We start from the raw sequence: 17,198 nt of genomic DNA, 5'->3' as shown, positions 1-17,198 counted from the left end.
GGTCGCTAGGGTGCGGGCATGCTGCATCTGCGGATCATCACCCCGCACCACCTGACCGAGCGGGTGCTGGCGCTGATCGACCGGACGGTCGGGACCACGCACCTGGTCGTACTGGCCGGTGCCGCGCGCGACCCCGAGGGCGATCTCGTCCTGTGCGACGTCGCCCGCGAGGCGGCGGACGAACTGCTGCAGGAGATGCGCTCGCTCGGCATCGACGAGAGCGGTTCGATCGCCGTCGAGCACATCGACCTGTCGATCTCCAGACGCGCCGACGACGCCGAGGCGGAGGCACCGGGCGAGGCGGCCGACGCGGTGATCTGGGAGCAGCTCGCCGAGTCGACGCACGAGGAGTCCACCCTCACCATCACCTACAGCGCCTTCATGATCGTGGCGACGATGATCGCGGCCTGCGGTGTGGTCCTGGACAACGCGATCCTGATCGTGGGCGCCATGGCGGTCGGCCCGGAGTTCGGCCCGCTCGCCGGCATCTGCACGGGCCTGGTGCAGCGTGCGCCCCGGCTCGCCGCCCGCTCGCTGTTCGCCCTGTTCATCGGCTTCACGGCGGCGATCGTGGCCACGACGGTCTTCAGCCTCGGGATGAACGCGCTCGGCCTGTTCCAGGAGGGGATGCTGGAGAACCCCCGGCCGAACACCAGCTTCATCTGGCAGCCCGACCCGTTCTCCTTCGTCGTGGCGCTGCTCGCCGGGGTGGCCGGCATGCTGTCGCTGACCTCGGCGAAGGCCGGAGCGCTGGTGGGCGTGGCGATCTCCGTCACCACCGTCCCGGCGGGCGCGAACGCGGCGGTGGCCCTCAGCTACGGCGACTTCTCCCAGATGTGGGGCTCGGCCGTACAGCTGGCGGTGAACCTGGGCGGCATCATCCTCGCCGGAACGGCCACCCTCGTCTGCTGGAAACTGCTGTGGCGCACCCAGCAGGGCCGGATGGTCCGGAAGCCGGGTGCGCCACACGGGCCGGGCGGAGCCCGTCGGTAGTACTAGCCCAGCGCCGACTTCACGACGTCCGCGAGGCGGCCGGCGACCGAGCGGGCCTGCTCGATGTCGGCGGCCTCGACCATCACGCGGACGAGCGGCTCCGTACCGGAGGGACGCAGCAGCACCCGGCCGGTGGTGCCCAGCTCGCGCTCGGCGTCGGCGACCGCGGCGGCCAGCTCGGCGGAGGTGGTGACGCGGGACTTGTCCACGTCGGGGACGTTGATGAGCACCTGCGGCAGCCGCCGCATGACGCCCGCCAGCTCGGCGAGGGACTTCTCCGTGGCCGCGACGCGCGCCGCCAGCAGCAGGCCGGTCAGCGTGCCGTCGCCGGTCGTCGCGTGGTCGAGGATGATCACGTGGCCGGACTGCTCGCCGCCGAGCGCGTAGCCGTGCTCCTTCATCGACTCCAGCACGTAGCGGTCGCCGACCCCGGTCTGCACGACGTGGATGCCCTCGGCCTCCATGGCCAGCTTGAAGCCCAGGTTGGACATCACGGTGCCGACCACGGTGTTCTCGCGGAGCTGGCCGGCCTCGCGCATGGCCAGGGCCAGCACGGCGAGGATCTGGTCGCCGTCGATCTCCTCGCCGGCGCCGTCCACGGCCAGGCAGCGGTCGGCGTCGCCGTCGTGCGCGATGCCGAAGTCGGCTCCGTGCTCGACCACGGCCGCCTTGAGCAGGTCGAGGTGGGTGGAACCGCAGCCGTCGTTGATGTTGAGGCCGTTGGGCTCGGCACCGATCGTGACGATCTCCGCGCCGGCCCGGGTGAAGGCCTCGGGCGAGACGTACGCGGCCGCGCCGTGGGCCTCGTCGAGGACGACCTTCAGGCCGTCGAGGCGGTTCGGGAGGACACCGATGAGGTGGGCGACGTACCGGTCGAAGCCCTCGGTGTAGTCGGAGACGCGGCCGACGCCGGCGCCGGTGGGCCGGTCCCAGGGGGCGCCGGTGCGGTGCTGCTCGTAGGTCGACTCGATGCGGTCCTCCAGCTCGTCGGCGAGCTTGTGGCCGCCGCGCGCGAAGAACTTGATGCCGTTGTCGGGCATGGCGTTGTGGCTGGCGGAGAGCATCACGCCGAGGTCGGCGCCCAGCGCACCGGTGAGATACGCCACCGCCGGGGTGGGCAGCACACCGACGCGCAGGACGTCCACGCCCGCGCTCGCGAGGCCGGCCACGACCGCGGCCTCCAGGAATTCGCCCGAGGCGCGGGGGTCCCGGCCGACCACCGCGGTCGCCCGGTGGCCCTCGAAGGTGCCCGCCTCGGCCAGTACGTGGGCAGCCGCCACGGAGAGGCCGAGCGCGAGCTCCGCCGTCAGATCCGCGTTGGCGACGCCGCGTACACCGTCCGTCCCGAAGAGTCGTCCCACTGTTGTCCTCCCGAGTTTCCGCTTCGCGTATGACCGCTTGTGACAGATATTTGCCGCTTGTGGCGGTAAACGAACCGCCCCGGCAGCACAGAGAGTGCTGCCGGGGCGGTTTCGTTGCAGAACAGCAGGCGCAGATTAACGCTTGCTGTACTGCGGAGCCTTACGGGCCTTCTTGAGACCGGCCTTCTTGCGCTCGACCGCACGGTCGTCGCGGGAGAGGAAGCCGGCCTTCTTCAGCGCCGGGCGGTTGTTGTCCACGTCCGCCTCGTTCAGCGCGCGGGCCACGCCGAGGCGCAGGGCGCCGGCCTGACCGGAGACGCCGCCACCCGAGATGCGGGCGATGACGTCGTAGCGGCCGTCAAGCTCGAGGAGCTTGAAGGGCTCGTTGACTTCCTGCTGGTGCACCTTGTTGGGGAAGTAGTCCTCAAGGGTGCGACCGTTGATCTTCCACTTGCCGGTGCCCGGAACGATCCGGACGCGGGCGATGGCGTTCTTGCGACGGCCCAGGCCGGCGGCCGGCTGGGGGTCGCCGAAGCGACCGGCAAGGGACTCGGAGGTGTAGTCGCCCTCGACGACGACCTCAGACTCGCTGGTGTACTCCTCGACGTTGCCCTCGAACTCTTCGACGGTCGTCTCGGCGGTGGTCTCGGCCACGATGCTCCTCAGAATTTTCTACGTCTTAGGGGGTGGCCGGAACTACTGCGCGACCTGGGTGATCTCGAACGGCACCGGCTGCTGGGCAGCGTGGGGGTGCTGGTCGCCCGAGTAGACCTTCAGCTTCGAGAGCATCTGACGGCCCAGGGTGTTCTTGGGGAGCATGCCCTTGACGGCCTTCTCGACGGCCTTCTCCGGGTTGTTCGCCAGGAGGTCGTCGTAACGCACGGAGCGGAGACCGCCCGGGAAGCCGGAGTGGCGGTACGCCATCTTCTGCGACGCCTTGTTACCGGACAGGTGCACCTTGTCGGCGTTGATGATGACGACGAAGTCACCCATGTCCATGTGGGGGGCGTAGGTCGGCTTGTGCTTGCCCTTCAGGAGGGCAGCGGCCTGGGTCGCCAGACGGCCGAGGACAACGTCCTGGGCGTCGATGACGAGCCACTGGCGCGAGATGTCGCCGGGCTTGGGGCTGAACGTACGCACGCGTATGCCTTCGCTTCTTCAGTGGTGGTATCCCAGGGGCGCAAGCCCCACGGGAAGGTCCTGACAGGGTCACCACGGACGATCACGACAGCCCTCGTTCACAGCGGGGACGCACCCGCGTGAAGCTGCTGGTCATCGGTCCGGTGGACCGGCGCAAGGCCCTTTCACGTGAGAATGAGAAAGCCAATACGCATAACAAACCAGCAGGATACCCAAGCAGACCCATACGGGTCAAAACGCGGTCCGCGAAGCCGATTCTGCTGGCGTCGCGGCGCACTCCGGTTCGGTCCTGGGTGGGGACCCCGCAGTTGTTACGGGCTCCAGAGTAACCCGTCCCGGGCGCAGCGCACGACGCGCCAGCACGAAGGCCAGCCCGCACAGGGTGGCGCAGTCCTTGAAGGCGCGCCGCTTGGCCTCCAGCTCCGACGGCCACGGAATGCCCGCCACCTGGGGCCCCAGCACCGCCCAGAACCAGGGCGAACGCGCCGCCGCGTCCGGCCGCACCACCGAGGCCATCAGCAGCGGCAGGACCACCAGCAGGTAGTGGTCGAAGGACGGCCGCGACACCAGGAATGCGGCGAGCATCACCATGCAGGCCGTCTCCACCAGGCGCAGCTCGCCCCCGTCGGCGTCCTCCCGGCGCCACCGCACCCAGGCCGCCCACAGGCCCGCCCCGGCCCCCGCGAACGCCACCAGCACCGCCAGCGGCGCCGGCACGCCCAGCCGCGGCAGCACGGCGATCGGCGAGGCGTCCCACGGCAGCGCGTACGAATCCTGCCCCTGGAGCAGGAAGGGCAGGGTCTTGGTGAAGAACAGCGACGGGCTCGGCATCACCAGCGCGCCGGCCAGCGAGAACCCCAGCGGCACCAGCACGGCCGCGGCCAGCGCCCGCCACCGCCGGGCGACCAGGAAGAGCAGCCCGAGCGGCACGAGCATCGGCTTGCACGCGATCGCGAGCCCCACCACCAGCCCGGCCGACCCCCACCGGTGCCGCTGCGCGAGCAGCAGCGCCACCGGCAGGGCGGCCGCCGAGATGGCGGTCCAGTTCCCGATCAGCACGAGGTTGATGTACGGCTTGTAGACGAGGGCGAACACGGCGAAGCCGCCGACCGCGAGGCGCGAGCGCAGCGGCACCGCGAATATCCGCAGCGCGGCGAGCCAGCCGATGCCCAGCAGCCCCGACATCCCGAGCGGCAGCACCCACCGCAGCACCTCGCGCGGCAGCAGCGCCTCGGGGACCGCCATGAGCACGGCACTGGGCAGGTACAGGAAGCGCTTGTCCTCGTACGGGGACCCGCCCGCCAGCAGCGTCTCCGCGGCCTTGACCACGAACGCGTTGTCGGAGCCCCAGTTCGCCCGCAGGCTCGTGGAGACGGCGATCCCGAGGAGCACCGCGAGGGAGACCACCTGCCAGGACCGGGCGGCCGGCTGCAGCAGCCAGCCGATCAGCCTGCTCCCGCTCCCCCCGCCGCCCGTGCCCCCGTCCCCGGCATCCCGGTTCCCGACGACCTGGTTCTCCCACTTCATCAGCCAGATGCTAGGCCGCAGCCCCACGACGCCCTGCCCCTCACTCGACCGAGGGGGCCACGGGCTCCCCCTAGCGCTTGCGTTCGACCCTACGTTCGTCCCAGACGGGTTCCTGAGTCTCCCGCACAACACCGTCCGAACCGAAGACCAGGTAACGGTCAAATGTGCGCGCGAACCAGCGGTCGTGCGTGACGCACAGCACAGTGCCGTCGTACGCCTCCAGTCCGTCCTGCAGCGCCTCCGCCGACTCCAGGTCGAGGTTGTCCGTCGGCTCGTCCAGCAGCAGCGCCGTGGTGCCCGCCAGCTCCAGCAGCAGGATCTGGAAACGCGCCTGCTGACCGCCCGAGAGCTTCTCGAACGGCTGGTCGCCCTGGCGCTCCAGCTCGTACCGGCGCAGCGCCCCCATCGCCTGCCCCAGCGGCTTCGCCGCCTCCGTCCACAGGATGTCGACGAGGGTCCGCCCGAAGAGCTCCGGGTGGGCGTGGGTCTGCGCGAAATGGCCGGGAACCACCCGTGCGCCCAGCTTCCAGTCACCGGTGTGCTTGACGTCCTCACCGGCCAGCAGCCGCAGGAAGTGCGACTTGCCCGAACCGTTCGAACCGAGGACCGCGACCCGCTCCCCGTAGAAGACCTCCAGGGAGAAGGGCTTCATCAGGCCCGTCAGCTCCAGGTTCTCCACGGTCAGGGCGCGCACGCCCGTGCGCCCGCCCTTGAGCCGCATCTTGATGTCCTGCTCCCGCGGCGGCTCCGGCGGCGGGCCGGCCTCCTCGAACTTCTGGAAGCGGGTCTGCATCGCGCGGTACCGCGAGGCCATGTCGGGGCTGCTCGCGGCCTGGTTGCGCAGCCGCAGCACCAGCGCCTTCAGCCGCGCGTGCTCCTCGTCCCAGCGCCGCTTGAGCTCCTCGAAGCGCGCGAAGCGCTCCTTGCGGGCGTCGTGGTAGGTGGCGAAGCCGGCGCCGTGCACCCAGACGTCGGAGCCCGTCGGGCTCGCCTCCAGGCTGATGATCTTCTCGGCGGCCTGGGTCAGCAGCTCCCGGTCGTGGGAGACGAAGAGCACCGTCTTGCGGGTGGCCTTCAGCTGCTCCTCCAGCCAGCGCTTGCCGGGGACGTCCAGGTAGTTGTCCGGCTCGTCGAGCAGCAGCACCTCGTCGGGCCCGCGCAGCAGCGCCTCCAGGACGAGGCGCTTCTGCTCACCGCCCGACAGCGTGCGCACCTCGCGGAACTGCGCGGAGTCGTACGGGATCGCCAGCGCGGCCATGGTGCAGACGTCCCACAGGGTCTCCGCCTCGTACCCCTGGACGTCCGCCCAGTCGCTCAGCGCCTGCGCGTAGGCCATCTGGGCGGCCTCGTCGTCCACCGTCAGGATCAGCTGCTCGGCGCGGTCCACGGCCTTCGCGGCCTCCCGGATGCGCGGCTGGGCCACCGAGACCAGCAGGTCCCGAACGGTCGTCTCGTCCCGCACCGAGCCCACGAACTGCGACATCACACCGAGGCCGCCGGAGACGGTGATCCCGCCGCCGTGCGGCTGGAGCTCGCCGGAGATCATCTTCAGCAGAGTGGTCTTGCCGGCCCCGTTCGCCCCGACGAGCGCGACGACCGACCCCTCCCCCACGCGGAAGGAGACGTCAGGAAGCAGTACCCGCCCGTCGGGAAGGTAGTACTCCAGGTGGCTGGCTTCGAGATGTCCCATGCCGCGCATTGTCCCGGTCCGGCGCCGATCCGCCCAAACGGATTAGCCGGACGCCGCCGGGAGCGCTCAGCAGCAGCCGGCGGCCGGCAGGGTCCGCATGTTGCGCGCTTCCTTGCTGCGGGCGGCCAGCAGCTCGTCCGCGGGGTAGCCGACCTCCTCCAGGGTCAGGCCGTGCGGCTTGACCACGTGCACCGAGGAGTCCCGTACCGCGGCCGCCAGCACCTTGCCGGGCCAGTCGGTGGGCCGGTGCCCGTCGCCGACGTGCAGCAGGGCGCCCACCAGCGAGCGGACCATGTTGTGGCAGAAGGCGTCGGCGCGGACGGTCGCCGTGACGATCCCGTCCTCGGCGCGCTCCCAGCTGAGCTGCTGGAGGGTGCGGATGGTCGTGGCGCCCTCGCGCTTCTTGCAGTACGCGGCGAAGTCGTGCTCGCCGAGCAGCGGGGCGGCGGCCTCGTTCATGGCGTCCACGTCGAGCGGCCACTGGTGCCACAGCACGTGCCCGCGGCGCAGCGGGTCGACGCCGCCCTGGTGGTCACCGACGCGGTAGGCGTAACGGCGCCAGATGGCCGAGAAACGCGCGTTGAAGCCCTCGGGGGCCTCGGCGACCTTCCACACCCGGATGTCGTGCGGCAGCCGGCCCGCGAGGCGGCGCAGCAGCTTGTCGTGGTGCTCGGCCCACACCTCGTCGGCGATGTCGAACTGGGCGACCTGTCCGCGGGCGTGCACGCCCGCGTCCGTACGCCCGGCCACGGTCAGCTCGACCGGGTCCTTCAGCCGCATCACGGTCTGCAGGGCACTCTCCAGCTCGCCCTGGACGGTGCGCAGCGTGCGCTGCTTGGCCCAGCCCGAGAAGTCCTTGCCGTCGTACGACAGGTCCAGCCGCACCCGGACGTGCCCGGGCTCCACCTCGTCACTCACCCCTGAATCCTCTCAGACATGCAGAACGGGCCCGCCCCGGAGAGGGGCGGGCCCGTTCAGAGCCTTTTCAGCGTGATCCCGGGAGGGATCAGGCCTCCTTGGTCTCCTCGGCGGCGGGAGCCTCGGCGGCCTCCGCCTCCTTCACGGCGCGCTTGGTGGCGGCCTCGGCCTCACCAGTGGCCTGCTGGGCGACCGTCAGGGCCTCGACCAGCTCGATGACCGCCATCGGGGCGTTGTCGCCACGACGGTTGCCGATCTTGGTGATGCGCGTGTAACCACCGGGGCGGTTCTCGTAGCGCGGGGCGATCTCGGTGAACAGCGTGTGCACGATGCTCTTGTCCGTGATCGTCTGCAGCACCAGGCGACGGTTGTGGATGTCGCCCTTCTTGGCCTTGGTGACCAGACGCTCGGCGTAGGGACGCAGGCGACGGGCCTTGGCCTCGGTGGTGGTGATGCGGCCGTGCTCGAAGAGCGCCTTCGCGAGGTTCGCGAGCAGGTGCTTCTCGTGCGCGGCGGAACCGCCCAGGCGGGCACCCTTAGCGGGACGCGGCATTGTTACTCCTTCAAATCTGCACCGGCCGTGTCAGGTACCGGTGTCAGTTCCCCCAAGCGGTCGCAAGAGGGTGGGTGCGGGGGGCGTGAGCCCCCCGCAAGCTTTCTCAGTACTGCTCGGTCTCGACGAAACCGGCGTCCGCGTCGTCGTCGGCGCCGAAGGCGTCGGCGGCGGCGGTCGGGTCGAATCCGGGCGGGCTGTCCTTGAGGGCCAGGCCCATGCCGGCCAGCTTCGCCTTGACCTCGTCGATCGACTTCGCACCGAAGTTGCGGATGTCGAGCAGGTCGGCCTCGGAGCGGGCGACGAGCTCACCCACGGAGTGGATGCCCTCGCGCTTGAGGCAGTTGTACGAGCGGACCGTGAGCTCGAGCTCCTCGATCGGCAGCGCCAGGTCGGCGGCCAGGGCGGCGTCCGTGGGGGACGGGCCCATGTCGATGCCCTCGGCGTCGATGTTGAGCTCGCGCGCCAGACCGAACAGCTCGACCAGGGTCTTACCGGCGGACGCCATGGCGTCACGCGGGCGCATGGCCTGCTTGGTCTCGACGTCGACGATCAGCTTGTCGAAGTCGGTGCGCTGCTCGACTCGGGTCGCCTCGACCTTGTAGGTGACCTTGAGGACCGGGCTGTAGATGGAGTCGACCGGGATGCGGCCGATCTCCTGGCCCAGCTGCTTGTTCTGGACGGCGGAGACGTAGCCGCGACCGCGCTCGACGGTCAGCTCCATCTCCAGCTTGCCCTTGCCGTTGAGCGTGGCGAGGACCAGGTCCGGGTTGTGCACCTCGACACCGGCCGGGGGCGCGATGTCAGCAGCGGTGACCAGGCCGGGACCCTGCTTGCGCAGGTACATCACGACCGGCTCGTCGTGCTCCGAGGAGACGACCAGCTGCTTGATGTTGAGGATGATGTCGGTGACGTCTTCCTTGACGCCCGGCACGGTGGTGAACTCGTGCAGGACGCCGTCCACGCGGATGCTGGTGACAGCGGCACCCGGGATGGAGGACAGGAGGGTACGGCGCAGGGAGTTGCCGAGGGTGTAACCGAAGCCCGGCTCCAGGGGCTCGATCACGAACCGCGAGCGGTACTCGTCGACGACCTCTTCGGTCAGCGAAGGACGCTGAGCGATAAGCATGTCTGTGTTCCTTCATTCGTGGACGCCCACTATTTGACGCCCGACGGGATGCCGTACCGGGGGTACGGCTACTGCAAGGGTACGGGCGGCACGTCCCCCGAAGGGGTCGTACCGCCCGGACACTCAAGAACGCACAGGTGCGTCCGCTGCGTCAGACGCGGCGGCGCTTCGGCGGGCGGCAGCCGTTGTGCGGGGTGGGGGTGACGTCCTGGATCGAGCCGACCTCGAGGCCGGTGGCCTGGAGGGAGCGGATCGCGGTCTCGCGGCCGGAGCCCGGACCCTTCACGAAGACGTCAACCTTGCGCATGCCGTGCTCCTGCGCGCGACGGGCGGCCGACTCGGCGGCCATCTGCGCGGCGAAGGGGGTGGACTTGCGCGAGCCCTTGAAGCCGACGTGGCCGGCGGAGGCCCAGGAGATCACGTTGCCGGACGGGTCCGTGATCGAAACGATGGTGTTGTTGAACGTGCTCTTGATGTGGGCGTGCCCGTGAGCGACGTTCTTCTTTTCCTTGCGGCGCACCTTCTTGGCAGCGCCCTGACGACCCTTGGGGGGCATCTAAATCTCCTACGGGAGGTGGTCGGTCCTACAGCGCAAGACCGCTGAACAGGACTACTTCTTGCCCGGCTTCTTCTTACCGGCGATCGCGCGACGCGGGCCCTTGCGGGTACGCGCGTTCGTGCTGGTGCGCTGACCGTGCACCGGGAGGCCGCGACGGTGGCGGATACCCTGGTAGCACTGGATCTCGACCTTGCGACGGATGTCGGCCTGGATCTCGCGGCGGAGGTCACCCTCGGTACGGAGGTTGGCGTCCACGTACTCGCGGATCTTGACCAGGTCCTCTTCGGCCAGGTCACGAACGCGGGTGTTCGGGTTCACGCCGGTGGAGGCGAGGATCTCCTTGGACCGGGTGCGCCCGATACCGAAGACGTAGGTGAGTGCGATCTCCACGCGCTTTTCGCGCGGGATGTCAACACCGGAAACGCGTGCCATTCAATGGCTCCTGTGTGTTCGGGGGTCTTCAGCAGAACCGACCCCGACCGCCGACCACCCCGAAGTGGGTGATGGTACGCCCGGGTCCCCGGCCCCCGCCGGAGGTACCGCCGGCCCCGTGCAGGGCTGGGCGGGTTCTGCGTATGTACGTTTTCTTACGTCGCGCGAAGAACTGCGGAAGGCAGGTCGGTCGGCGTGCGTCAGCCCTGGCGCTGCTTGTGGCGCAGGTTGTCGCAGATGACCATGACCCGGCCGTGACGGCGGATCACCTTGCACTTGTCGCAGATCTTCTTGACGCTCGGCTTGACCTTCATGTTGGTGAGGTTCTCCGGGTCAGTGCCACCACCCGCACCGGGACGGACGCCCAGGCAGGAGTGAGAGCAAGATCTACTTGTATCGGTAGACGATCCGGCCACGCGTCAGGTCGTACGGAGACAGCTCCACAACGACCCGGTCATCGGGGAGGATGCGGATGTAGTGCATACGCATCTTGCCGCTGATGTGCGCGAGGACCTTGTGACCGTTCTGGAGTTCCACCTTGAACATGGCGTTCGGGAGGGACTCGATCACGGTGCCCTCGATTTCGATGGCACCTTGCTTCTTGGCCACGCTTCGCCTTTCGAATCGGCTACCTTGATCGGCTCCGTGCGCCATGCAGACATGGAAGTGCACGAGAGCCGACGAGTCAGTCTACGTCAGGGCACCCAGAAAGACGAATCCGGAAAGTTTGCCCCAGAGTCTAGATCATTAACCGAGGGGGTCCGGAGCCGTGGTGACCCCGTACTCCGCCAGCTTCGCCTTGCCGCAGTCCGGGCTGGTCAGGACGATGGGACCGGCCTCCGTCAGCGCGATGGAGTGCTCCCAGTGCGAGGACCAGGTGCCGTCCGTCGTGATGACCGTCCAGTCGTCCGAAAGGACCTCCGTCTGGGCGGTTCCCAGGGAGACCATGGGCTCGATCGCCAGGCAGAGGCCCGGAACCAGCTTGATCCCCTTGCCCCGCTTGCGCGAGACGTAGTTCAGCAGGTGCGGGTCCATGTGCATCTCGGACCCGATGCCGTGGCCGCCGTAGTCCTCGATGATCCCGAACTTGCCGAGGCTGTGCTCACCGGTGGAGGGGCGGGGCTGGCGCTTGATGTACGTCTCGATCGCCTTGGAGATGTCCACGAGGCGGTTGCCGAGCTTCATGGCGGCGATACCGGCCCACATGGACTCCTCGGTCACCCGGGACAGCTCCACGAGCTCAGGGGCGTGCCCGGTGCCCACGAAGGCGGTGTACGCGGCGTCGCCGTGCCAGCCGTCCACGATCGCGCCCGCGTCGATCGAGATGATGTCGCCGTCCTTGAGGACGGTCTTGTCGTCCGGGATGCCGTGGACGACGACCTCGTTCACCGAGGTGCAGATCGTCGCGGGGAAGCCGCCGTAACCGAGGAAGTTCGACTTCGCCCCGGCGTCCGCGATGACCTTGCGGGCCACCATGTCCAGATCACGCGTCGTGGCGCCCGGTACGGCCGCCTCACGGGTCGCAGCGTGGATCGCCGCGACGACCAGCCCTGCCTCGCGCATCTTCGCGATCTGCTCGGGGGTCTTGATCTGGACCATGGGAAATGCCTTCCACCTTCGGATCTGCGTTGTTCGGGTCTTCTCAACAGTACGGCCGCGATGTCCCGGGGACACCGCGGCCGTACCTGCACACGAAGAGTTACTACTTCTTGAGGGCGTCCATCGCGCGCTTCGTGACGTCCGCGACCTCACCGAGGGCCGGGATGGTCACCAGCAGGCCCTGGGCCTTGTAGTAGTCGATGATCGGCTCGGTCTGCGTGTGGTAGACCTCCAGCCGGTTGCGGACGGTGGCCTCGGAGTCGTCGCCGCGCTGGTACAGCTCGCCGCCGCAGGTGTCGCAGACGCCCTCGGCCTTCGCCGGGGCGTAGGTCACGTGGAAGACGTGCGAGGAGTCGTTGCGGCAGATCCGCCGACCGGCGATCCGCTTGACGACCTCGTCCTCCTCGACCTCCAGGTCGAGGACGGCGTCGAGCTTCATGCCCTCGGCCTGGAGCATCACGTCGAGCGCCTCGGCCTGCGAGACGTTGCGCGGGAACCCGTCGAGCAGGAAGCCGTTCACGGCGTCCGGCTGCTCCATACGGTCCTTGGCCATGCCGATGGTCACCTCGTCGGGAACCAGGTCGCCGGCGTCCATGTACGCCTTCGCCTGCTTGCCCAGATCGGTGCCCTGGCTGATGTTGGCCCGGAACAGGTCACCCGTGGAGATGTGCGGAATCGACAGGTTCTTGGCGAGGAACGCGGCCTGCGTTCCCTTGCCCGCACCGGGCGGTCCAACGAGGACGATTCGCATCAGCGGAGGAACCCTTCGTAATTACGCTGCTGGAGCTGGCTCTCGATCTGCTTCACGGTTTCCAGACCCACACCCACGATGATCAGGATGCTCGTCCCGCCGAACGGGAAGTTCTGGTTCGCTCCGAAGCCGGCCAACGCCATCGTCGGCACAAGAGCGATGAGACCCAGGTACAGCGACCCCGGCCAGGTGATCCGGTTGAGTACGTAGCTGAGGTACTCGGCGGTGGGCCGACCGGCGCGGATGCCCGGGATGAACCCACCATACTTCTTCATGTTGTCTGCAACTTCCTCGGGGTTGAACGAGATCGCCACGTAGAAGAACGCGAAGAAGACGATCAGGAGGAAGTAGGCCGCGATGTAGTACGGGTGGTCGCCCTTGACGAAGTGCTTCTGGATCCAGGTGGCCCAGCCCGCGGTGGACCCGCTGAACTGCACGACCAGCGCCGGGATGTAGAGCAGCGACGAGGCGAAGATGACGGGGATGATGCCCGCCTGGTTCACCTTGAGCGGGATGTAGGTCGAGGTACCGCCGTACGCACGGCGACCGATCATGCGCTTCGCGTACTGGACCGGGATCCGGCGCTGCGCCTGCTCGACGAAGACCACCAGGCACACCATCGCGAGGCCGACCAGGATGACCACGCCGAACTCGACCCAGCCGTCCGCGATCTTGCCCTGGAGCTTGATCTGCCAGAGGGCGCCGATGAAGCCGGCGGCGATCGAGATGAACATGAGGATCGACATGCCGTTGCCGATGCCGCGGTCGGTGATGAGCTCACCGAGCCACATGACCACGCAGGTACCGGCGGTCATGGTGATCACCATGACGACCGTGGTGAAGATCGACCGGTCCGGAACGATCTCGCGGCCGACCGGGCAGGTCCCGAAAAGGGCACCGGTGCGGGCGGTGGCGACGAGGCCGGTGCCCTGCAGGATCGCAAGGGCAACCGTCAAATAGCGCGTGTACTGAGTGATCTTCGCCGTGCCGGACTGTCCCTCTTTCTTGAGGGTTTCCAGCTTCGGGATGACCACGGTCAGCAGCTGCAGGATGATGCTCGCCGTGATGTACGGCATGATGCCGAGCGCAAAGATCGTGATCTGCAGCAGCGCACCGCCGCTGAACATGTTGACCAGGCCGAACAGCCCACTGCTGTTGCCTGCCTGCTCGACACAGATCTGAACGTTCTTGTAGCTCACGCCGGGTACCGGTACATGGGACCCGAGCCGGAACAGCACGATGATGCCGAGCGTGAAGAGCAGCTTCTTGCGCAGGTCGGGCGTCTTGAACGCCCGGGCGAACGCGGTGAGCACGGTGCCTCCTGCGACCCCCGCGCTACTGCGTCAGAGGTGACGGTCTGAGGGATCGACGAATACGACAAAGCAAAGGTGCACGCCACCTTACCGGCGAGTGTGCCTTCCGTGGAACGACCGACCGGGGATGCCCCATATGTGAGGCATCCCCGGTCGGGTTTCGAGCTATTCAGCCACTGAAATCGTCTTAGACGAGCTCGGTGACGGTGCCGCCGGCAGCGGCAATCTTCTCCTTGGCGGAGGCGGAGACGGCGTCAACCGAAACCTGCAGCGCCACGGAGATCTCGCCCTGGCCCAGGACCTTGACGAGGCTGTTCTTGCGAACCGCGCCCTTGGCGACCAGGTCGGCCACCGTGACCTCTCCACCCTCGGGGTAGAGGGCACCGAGCTTGTCCAGGTTCACGACCTGGAACTCGGTGCGGAACGGGTTCTTGAAGCCCTTGAGCTTCGGCAGGCGCATGTGGAGGGGCATCTGCCCACCCTCGAAGCGCTGCGGGATCTGGTAACGGGCCTTCTGGCCCTTCGTACCACGACCGGCCGTCTTACCCTTCGACGCCTCACCACGACCGACACGGGTCTTCGCGGTCTTGGCGCCGGGGGCGGGACGGAGGTTGTGGGCCTTCAGCGGGCTGTTCTCAGCCATGATTAGTCAACCTCCTCAACCGTCACGAGGTGGCGGACGGTGTGCACCATTCCGCGGAACTCGGGGCGGTCCTCCTTGACGACGACGTCGTTCAGGCGCTTGAGCCCGAGCGAACGCAGCGTGTCGCGGTGGTTCTGCTTGCTACCGATGTACGACTTCGTCTGCGTGATCTTGAGGCGAGCCATTACGCACCCGCCCCAGCACGCGCACGAAGCAGAGCCGCGGGGGCGACGTCCTCGAGGGGCAGACCACGGCGAGCCGCGATCTCCTCGGGACGCTGCAGGCCCTTGAGGGCCTCCACGGTCGCGTGCACGATGTTGATCGCGTTGTCGGAGCCGAGCGACTTCGACAGGATGTCGTGAACGCCGGCGCACTCCAGAACGGCGCGCACCGGGCCACCGGCGATAACACCGGTACCGGGGGAAGCAGGCTTCAGCAGGACAACGCCGGCCGCCTTCTCGCCCTGGATCGGGTGCGGGATGGTGCCCTGGATGCGGGGAACCTTGAAGAAGTTCTTCTTGGCTTCCTCGACGCCCTTGGCGATGGCCGCGGGAACTTCCTTGGCCTTGCCGTAACCGACACCTACGGTGCCGTCACCGTCACCCACCACGACGAGCGCGGTGAAGCTGAAGCGACGACCACCCTTGACAACCTTGGCGACACGGTTGATCGCGACAACGCGCTCAACGTAAGCGGTCTTCTCGGCGGCAGCGCCACCGTCGCGACCCTTCCGGTCCCGCCGCTCGCCGCCACCGGCACCGCTTCCGCGGCGCTGGGGTCCAGCCATTGGATTACCTCTCTCTGTTACGTCCGTGAGTCCCGGAACCGGGGCTTAGAACTTCAGCCCGGCTTCGCGGGCGGCGTCAGCCAGAGCGGCAATGCGCCCGGCGTATCGGTTGCCACCGCGGTCGAACACGACGGTCTCGACACCCGCAGCCTTGGCACGCTCGGCGACGAGCGCGCCGACAGCCTGGGCCTGCGAGCTCTTGTCGCCTTCGCCACCGCGGATCGAAGCGTCCAGGGTCGACGCCGACGCCAGGGTGTGGCCCTGGAGGTCGTCGATGACCTGAGCAACGATGTTGCGGTTCGAACGCGTCACGACGAGGCGCGGACGCTCCGCCGTACCCGAGACGTTCTTGCGGATGCGGATGTGGCGGCGAGCCTTGGCAGCGCGCTTGTACGCGTCGCCCTTGGCGATCTTCACACCGTATGCCATGGCTACTTACCAGCCTTTCCGACCTTGCGGCGGATGACCTCGCCGGCGTACTTGACACCCTTGGCCTTGTACGGGTCGGGCTTCCGCAGCTTGCGGATGTTGGCGGCGACCTCGCCGACCTTCTGCTTGTCGATGCCCTCGACCGTGAACTTGGTCGGCGACTCGACCTTGAAGGAGATGCCCTCGGGCGCCTCCACCAGGATCGGGTGGCTGTAACCCAGCTGGAACTCCAGGTCGGAGCCCTTCGCCAGGACACGGTAACCGACACCGCTGATCTCGAGAGCCTTGACGTATCCCGTGGTCACACCGGTGATCATGTTCGCCACCAGCGTGCGGGACAGGCCGTGCAGGGCCTTGTTCTGACGCTCGTCGTTCGGACGGGTGACGTTCAGAACGCCGTCCTCGCCCTTGGCGACGGCGATGGGAGCCTTAACGGTGTGGCTCAGGGAACCCTTGGGGCCCTTCACCGAAACCGTGCTGCCATCGATGGTGACGTCCACACCGGCGGGAACCTGGATGGGGAGCTTGCCGATTCGCGACATTGCTTTTCCTCCGTTCCCGACTACCAGACGTAGGCGAGGACTTCCCCACCTACGCCCTTCTTGCCTGCCTGCTGGCCGGTGAGCAGACCGTGCGACGTGGAGATGATCGCCACGCCCAGGCCGCCGAGCACCTTCGGCAGGTTGGTGGACTTCGCGTACACGCGCAGACCGGGCTTCGAGATCCGCTTGATGCCCGCGATGGAGCGCTCACGGTTCGGCCCGAACTTCAGCTCGAGGACGAGGTTCTTGCCGACCTCGGCGTCCTCGACCTTCCAGCCGGTGATGAAACCCTCCTGCTTGAGGATCTCTGCGATGTGCGACTTGATCTTGCTGTGCGGCATCACGACGGAGTCGTGGTACGCCGAGTTAGCGTTACGCAGACGGGTCAGCATGTCTGCGATCGGGTCAGTCATGGTCATGAAGTGGCCTTCGGCCTCTCTCGCCGGGGTTTCCTGTATGCGCCATCCCTCTCCCCACTCAGTGGCGGGACGGGTGCGGTGCGGGGACCTACGGCGTAGTAAGTCGATAGGGCGGCGGACGCCCAACCCCACAAGCCTACGGCATGCGGAGCTGGGCACCCACCGACCAGATGCTTACCGAGAGTCTCTGGAACTTCCCAAGTCCTTACGGACGGAAGGGAATTACCAGGAGCTCTTGGTCACGCCCGGCAGCTCGCCACGGTGAGCCATCTCACGAAGGCAGACGCGGCACAGGCCGAACTTGCGGTACACGGAGTGGGGACGACCGCAGCGCTGGCAGCGGGTGTACGCACGCACACCGAACTTGGGCTTGCGGGCAGCCTTCGCGATGAGAGCCTTCTTCGCCATCTCGC

General features: G+C 67.9%; 23 protein-coding genes. 1 reads left to right on the top strand and 22 read right to left on the bottom strand.

Annotation, left to right across the window (positions count from 1 at the left end; genetic code table 11):
* Window positions 1-18: 18 nt before the first annotated feature.
* Complete coding sequence (locus tag ACXNSR_RS23325) at window positions 19-993, top strand: DUF389 domain-containing protein (RefSeq protein ID WP_458637424.1); 975 nt, start codon at window positions 19-21, stop codon at window positions 991-993.
* 2 nt (window positions 994-995) lie between these two features.
* On the opposite strand, the gene glmM is transcribed toward ACXNSR_RS23325, so the two are convergent.
* The 22 genes from glmM to ACXNSR_RS23215 all read right to left on the bottom strand — a co-directional run bounded on the left by glmM (window position 996) and on the right by ACXNSR_RS23215 (window position 17,193).
* Window positions 996-2,354, bottom strand: a complete 1,359-nt coding sequence (gene glmM / locus ACXNSR_RS23320; RefSeq protein WP_458637423.1) for a phosphoglucosamine mutase — start codon at window positions 2,352-2,354, stop codon at window positions 996-998.
* 135 nt (window positions 2,355-2,489) lie between these two features.
* Window positions 2,490-3,008, bottom strand: coding sequence for a 30S ribosomal protein S9 (rpsI, locus tag ACXNSR_RS23315; protein WP_030388851.1), 519 nt, complete (start codon window positions 3,006-3,008; stop codon window positions 2,490-2,492).
* A gap of 42 nt (window positions 3,009-3,050) precedes the next feature.
* The gene (gene rplM / locus ACXNSR_RS23310; RefSeq protein ID WP_031152754.1) at window positions 3,051-3,494 is read right to left on the bottom strand and encodes a 50S ribosomal protein L13; all 444 of its coding nucleotides are present in this window, start codon (window positions 3,492-3,494) and stop codon (window positions 3,051-3,053) included.
* A 231-nt stretch (window positions 3,495-3,725) separates the two neighbouring features.
* Window positions 3,726-5,021: a glycosyltransferase family 87 protein gene (locus ACXNSR_RS23305; RefSeq protein ID WP_458637422.1), complete on the bottom strand. Its 1,296-nt coding sequence runs from the start codon at window positions 5,019-5,021 to the stop codon at window positions 3,726-3,728.
* A 70-nt stretch (window positions 5,022-5,091) separates the two neighbouring features.
* Window positions 5,092-6,720 carry an ABC-F family ATP-binding cassette domain-containing protein gene (locus ACXNSR_RS23300; protein ID WP_458637421.1) on the bottom strand — a complete coding sequence of 543 codons (1,629 nt, stop codon included), beginning with the start codon at window positions 6,718-6,720 and terminating at the stop codon, window positions 5,092-5,094.
* A 57-nt stretch (window positions 6,721-6,777) separates the two neighbouring features.
* The gene (gene truA / locus ACXNSR_RS23295; protein WP_458637420.1) at window positions 6,778-7,629 is read right to left on the bottom strand and encodes a tRNA pseudouridine(38-40) synthase TruA; all 852 of its coding nucleotides are present in this window, start codon (window positions 7,627-7,629) and stop codon (window positions 6,778-6,780) included.
* An 88-nt stretch (window positions 7,630-7,717) separates the two neighbouring features.
* On the bottom strand, window positions 7,718-8,182 hold the full coding sequence (gene rplQ, locus ACXNSR_RS23290; protein ID WP_215023458.1) for a 50S ribosomal protein L17: 465 nt from the start codon (window positions 8,180-8,182) through the stop codon (window positions 7,718-7,720).
* 106 nt (window positions 8,183-8,288) lie between these two features.
* The gene (locus tag ACXNSR_RS23285; protein WP_007265920.1) at window positions 8,289-9,311 is read right to left on the bottom strand and encodes a DNA-directed RNA polymerase subunit alpha; all 1,023 of its coding nucleotides are present in this window, start codon (window positions 9,309-9,311) and stop codon (window positions 8,289-8,291) included.
* A 151-nt stretch (window positions 9,312-9,462) separates the two neighbouring features.
* Window positions 9,463-9,867 (bottom strand): 30S ribosomal protein S11, encoded by a 405-nt coding sequence (rpsK, locus tag ACXNSR_RS23280; RefSeq protein ID WP_003956432.1) that lies wholly within the window; start codon window positions 9,865-9,867, stop codon window positions 9,463-9,465.
* 54 nt (window positions 9,868-9,921) lie between these two features.
* Window positions 9,922-10,302, bottom strand: coding sequence for a 30S ribosomal protein S13 (gene rpsM / locus ACXNSR_RS23275; RefSeq protein WP_030710357.1), 381 nt, complete (start codon window positions 10,300-10,302; stop codon window positions 9,922-9,924).
* A gap of 200 nt (window positions 10,303-10,502) precedes the next feature.
* Window positions 10,503-10,616 (bottom strand): 50S ribosomal protein L36, encoded by a 114-nt coding sequence (gene rpmJ / locus ACXNSR_RS23270; RefSeq protein ID WP_003956441.1) that lies wholly within the window; start codon window positions 10,614-10,616, stop codon window positions 10,503-10,505.
* A 73-nt stretch (window positions 10,617-10,689) separates the two neighbouring features.
* A complete protein-coding gene (infA, locus tag ACXNSR_RS23265) occupies window positions 10,690-10,911 on the bottom strand; it encodes a translation initiation factor IF-1 (RefSeq protein ID WP_003956442.1) in 222 nt (73 codons plus the stop codon).
* 138 nt (window positions 10,912-11,049) lie between these two features.
* Entirely contained in the window at window positions 11,050-11,901 is an 852-nt protein-coding gene (gene map, locus ACXNSR_RS23260; RefSeq protein ID WP_189733350.1) for a type I methionyl aminopeptidase, read from the bottom strand.
* Window positions 11,902-12,004: 103 nt separating this feature from the next.
* On the bottom strand, window positions 12,005-12,652 hold the full coding sequence (locus ACXNSR_RS23255) for an adenylate kinase (RefSeq protein ID WP_301367804.1): 648 nt from the start codon (window positions 12,650-12,652) through the stop codon (window positions 12,005-12,007).
* The gene (secY, locus tag ACXNSR_RS23250) at window positions 12,652-13,965 is read right to left on the bottom strand and encodes a preprotein translocase subunit SecY (RefSeq protein WP_458637419.1); all 1,314 of its coding nucleotides are present in this window, start codon (window positions 13,963-13,965) and stop codon (window positions 12,652-12,654) included. The genes ACXNSR_RS23255 and secY overlap by 1 nt, the downstream gene beginning before the upstream one ends.
* Before the next feature lie 187 nt (window positions 13,966-14,152).
* Window positions 14,153-14,608 carry a 50S ribosomal protein L15 gene (gene rplO, locus ACXNSR_RS23245; RefSeq protein ID WP_030008473.1) on the bottom strand — a complete coding sequence of 152 codons (456 nt, stop codon included), beginning with the start codon at window positions 14,606-14,608 and terminating at the stop codon, window positions 14,153-14,155.
* A gap of 2 nt (window positions 14,609-14,610) precedes the next feature.
* Entirely contained in the window at window positions 14,611-14,793 is a 183-nt protein-coding gene (rpmD, locus tag ACXNSR_RS23240; RefSeq protein WP_005313525.1) for a 50S ribosomal protein L30, read from the bottom strand.
* Window positions 14,793-15,395, bottom strand: a complete 603-nt coding sequence (gene rpsE, locus ACXNSR_RS23235) for a 30S ribosomal protein S5 (RefSeq protein ID WP_015035588.1) — start codon at window positions 15,393-15,395, stop codon at window positions 14,793-14,795. The genes rpmD and rpsE overlap by 1 nt, the downstream gene beginning before the upstream one ends.
* 45 nt (window positions 15,396-15,440) lie before the next feature.
* Window positions 15,441-15,824, bottom strand: coding sequence for a 50S ribosomal protein L18 (gene rplR, locus ACXNSR_RS23230; protein ID WP_030008471.1), 384 nt, complete (start codon window positions 15,822-15,824; stop codon window positions 15,441-15,443).
* Between the two features lie 2 nt (window positions 15,825-15,826).
* Window positions 15,827-16,366, bottom strand: a complete 540-nt coding sequence (gene rplF / locus ACXNSR_RS23225) for a 50S ribosomal protein L6 (RefSeq protein WP_458637418.1) — start codon at window positions 16,364-16,366, stop codon at window positions 15,827-15,829.
* Between the two features lie 20 nt (window positions 16,367-16,386).
* Complete coding sequence (gene rpsH / locus ACXNSR_RS23220) at window positions 16,387-16,785, bottom strand: 30S ribosomal protein S8 (RefSeq protein WP_008739698.1); 399 nt, start codon at window positions 16,783-16,785, stop codon at window positions 16,387-16,389.
* Window positions 16,786-17,007: 222 nt separating this feature from the next.
* Window positions 17,008-17,193 (bottom strand): type Z 30S ribosomal protein S14, encoded by a 186-nt coding sequence (locus tag ACXNSR_RS23215; protein ID WP_003956452.1) that lies wholly within the window; start codon window positions 17,191-17,193, stop codon window positions 17,008-17,010.
* Between the last annotated feature and the right edge of the window lie 5 nt (window positions 17,194-17,198).

The sequence above is a fragment of the Streptomyces sp. NC-S4 genome (assembly GCF_054353315.1).
Note: the sequence above shows the minus strand (reverse complement) of the source record. Positions and strands in the feature narration are given on the sequence as shown.

Bases quoted from the DNA above. Each gene is read 5' to 3' on its own strand.
- ACXNSR_RS23325 (WP_458637424.1), top strand. From the start codon at position 19: ATGCTGCATCTGCGGATCATCACCCCGCACCACCTGACCGAGCGGGTG.
- ACXNSR_RS23305 (WP_458637422.1), bottom strand. From the start codon at position 5,021: ATGAAGTGGGAGAACCAGGTCGTCGGGAACCGGGATGCCGGGGACGGG.
- ACXNSR_RS23300 (WP_458637421.1), bottom strand. From the start codon at position 6,720: ATGCGCGGCATGGGACATCTCGAAGCCAGCCACCTGGAGTACTACCTT.
- rplQ (WP_215023458.1), bottom strand. From the start codon at position 8,182: ATGCCGCGTCCCGCTAAGGGTGCCCGCCTGGGCGGTTCCGCCGCGCAC.
- ACXNSR_RS23285 (WP_007265920.1), bottom strand. From the start codon at position 9,311: ATGCTTATCGCTCAGCGTCCTTCGCTGACCGAAGAGGTCGTCGACGAG.
- rpsK (WP_003956432.1), bottom strand. From the start codon at position 9,867: ATGCCCCCCAAGGGTCGTCAGGGCGCTGCCAAGAAGGTGCGCCGCAAG.
- rpsM (WP_030710357.1), bottom strand. From the start codon at position 10,302: ATGGCACGCGTTTCCGGTGTTGACATCCCGCGCGAAAAGCGCGTGGAG.
- rpmJ (WP_003956441.1), bottom strand. From the start codon at position 10,616: ATGAAGGTCAAGCCGAGCGTCAAGAAGATCTGCGACAAGTGCAAGGTG.
- map (WP_189733350.1), bottom strand. From the start codon at position 11,901: ATGGTCCAGATCAAGACCCCCGAGCAGATCGCGAAGATGCGCGAGGCA.
- ACXNSR_RS23255 (WP_301367804.1), bottom strand. From the start codon at position 12,652: ATGCGAATCGTCCTCGTTGGACCGCCCGGTGCGGGCAAGGGAACGCAG.
- rplO (WP_030008473.1), bottom strand. From the start codon at position 14,608: ATGGCTGAGAACAGCCCGCTGAAGGCCCACAACCTCCGTCCCGCCCCC.
- rpmD (WP_005313525.1), bottom strand. From the start codon at position 14,793: ATGGCTCGCCTCAAGATCACGCAGACGAAGTCGTACATCGGTAGCAAG.
- rpsE (WP_015035588.1), bottom strand. From the start codon at position 15,395: ATGGCTGGACCCCAGCGCCGCGGAAGCGGTGCCGGTGGCGGCGAGCGG.
- rplR (WP_030008471.1), bottom strand. From the start codon at position 15,824: ATGGCATACGGTGTGAAGATCGCCAAGGGCGACGCGTACAAGCGCGCT.
- rplF (WP_458637418.1), bottom strand. From the start codon at position 16,366: ATGTCGCGAATCGGCAAGCTCCCCATCCAGGTTCCCGCCGGTGTGGAC.
- rpsH (WP_008739698.1), bottom strand. From the start codon at position 16,785: ATGACCATGACTGACCCGATCGCAGACATGCTGACCCGTCTGCGTAAC.
- ACXNSR_RS23215 (WP_003956452.1), bottom strand. From the start codon at position 17,193: ATGGCGAAGAAGGCTCTCATCGCGAAGGCTGCCCGCAAGCCCAAGTTC.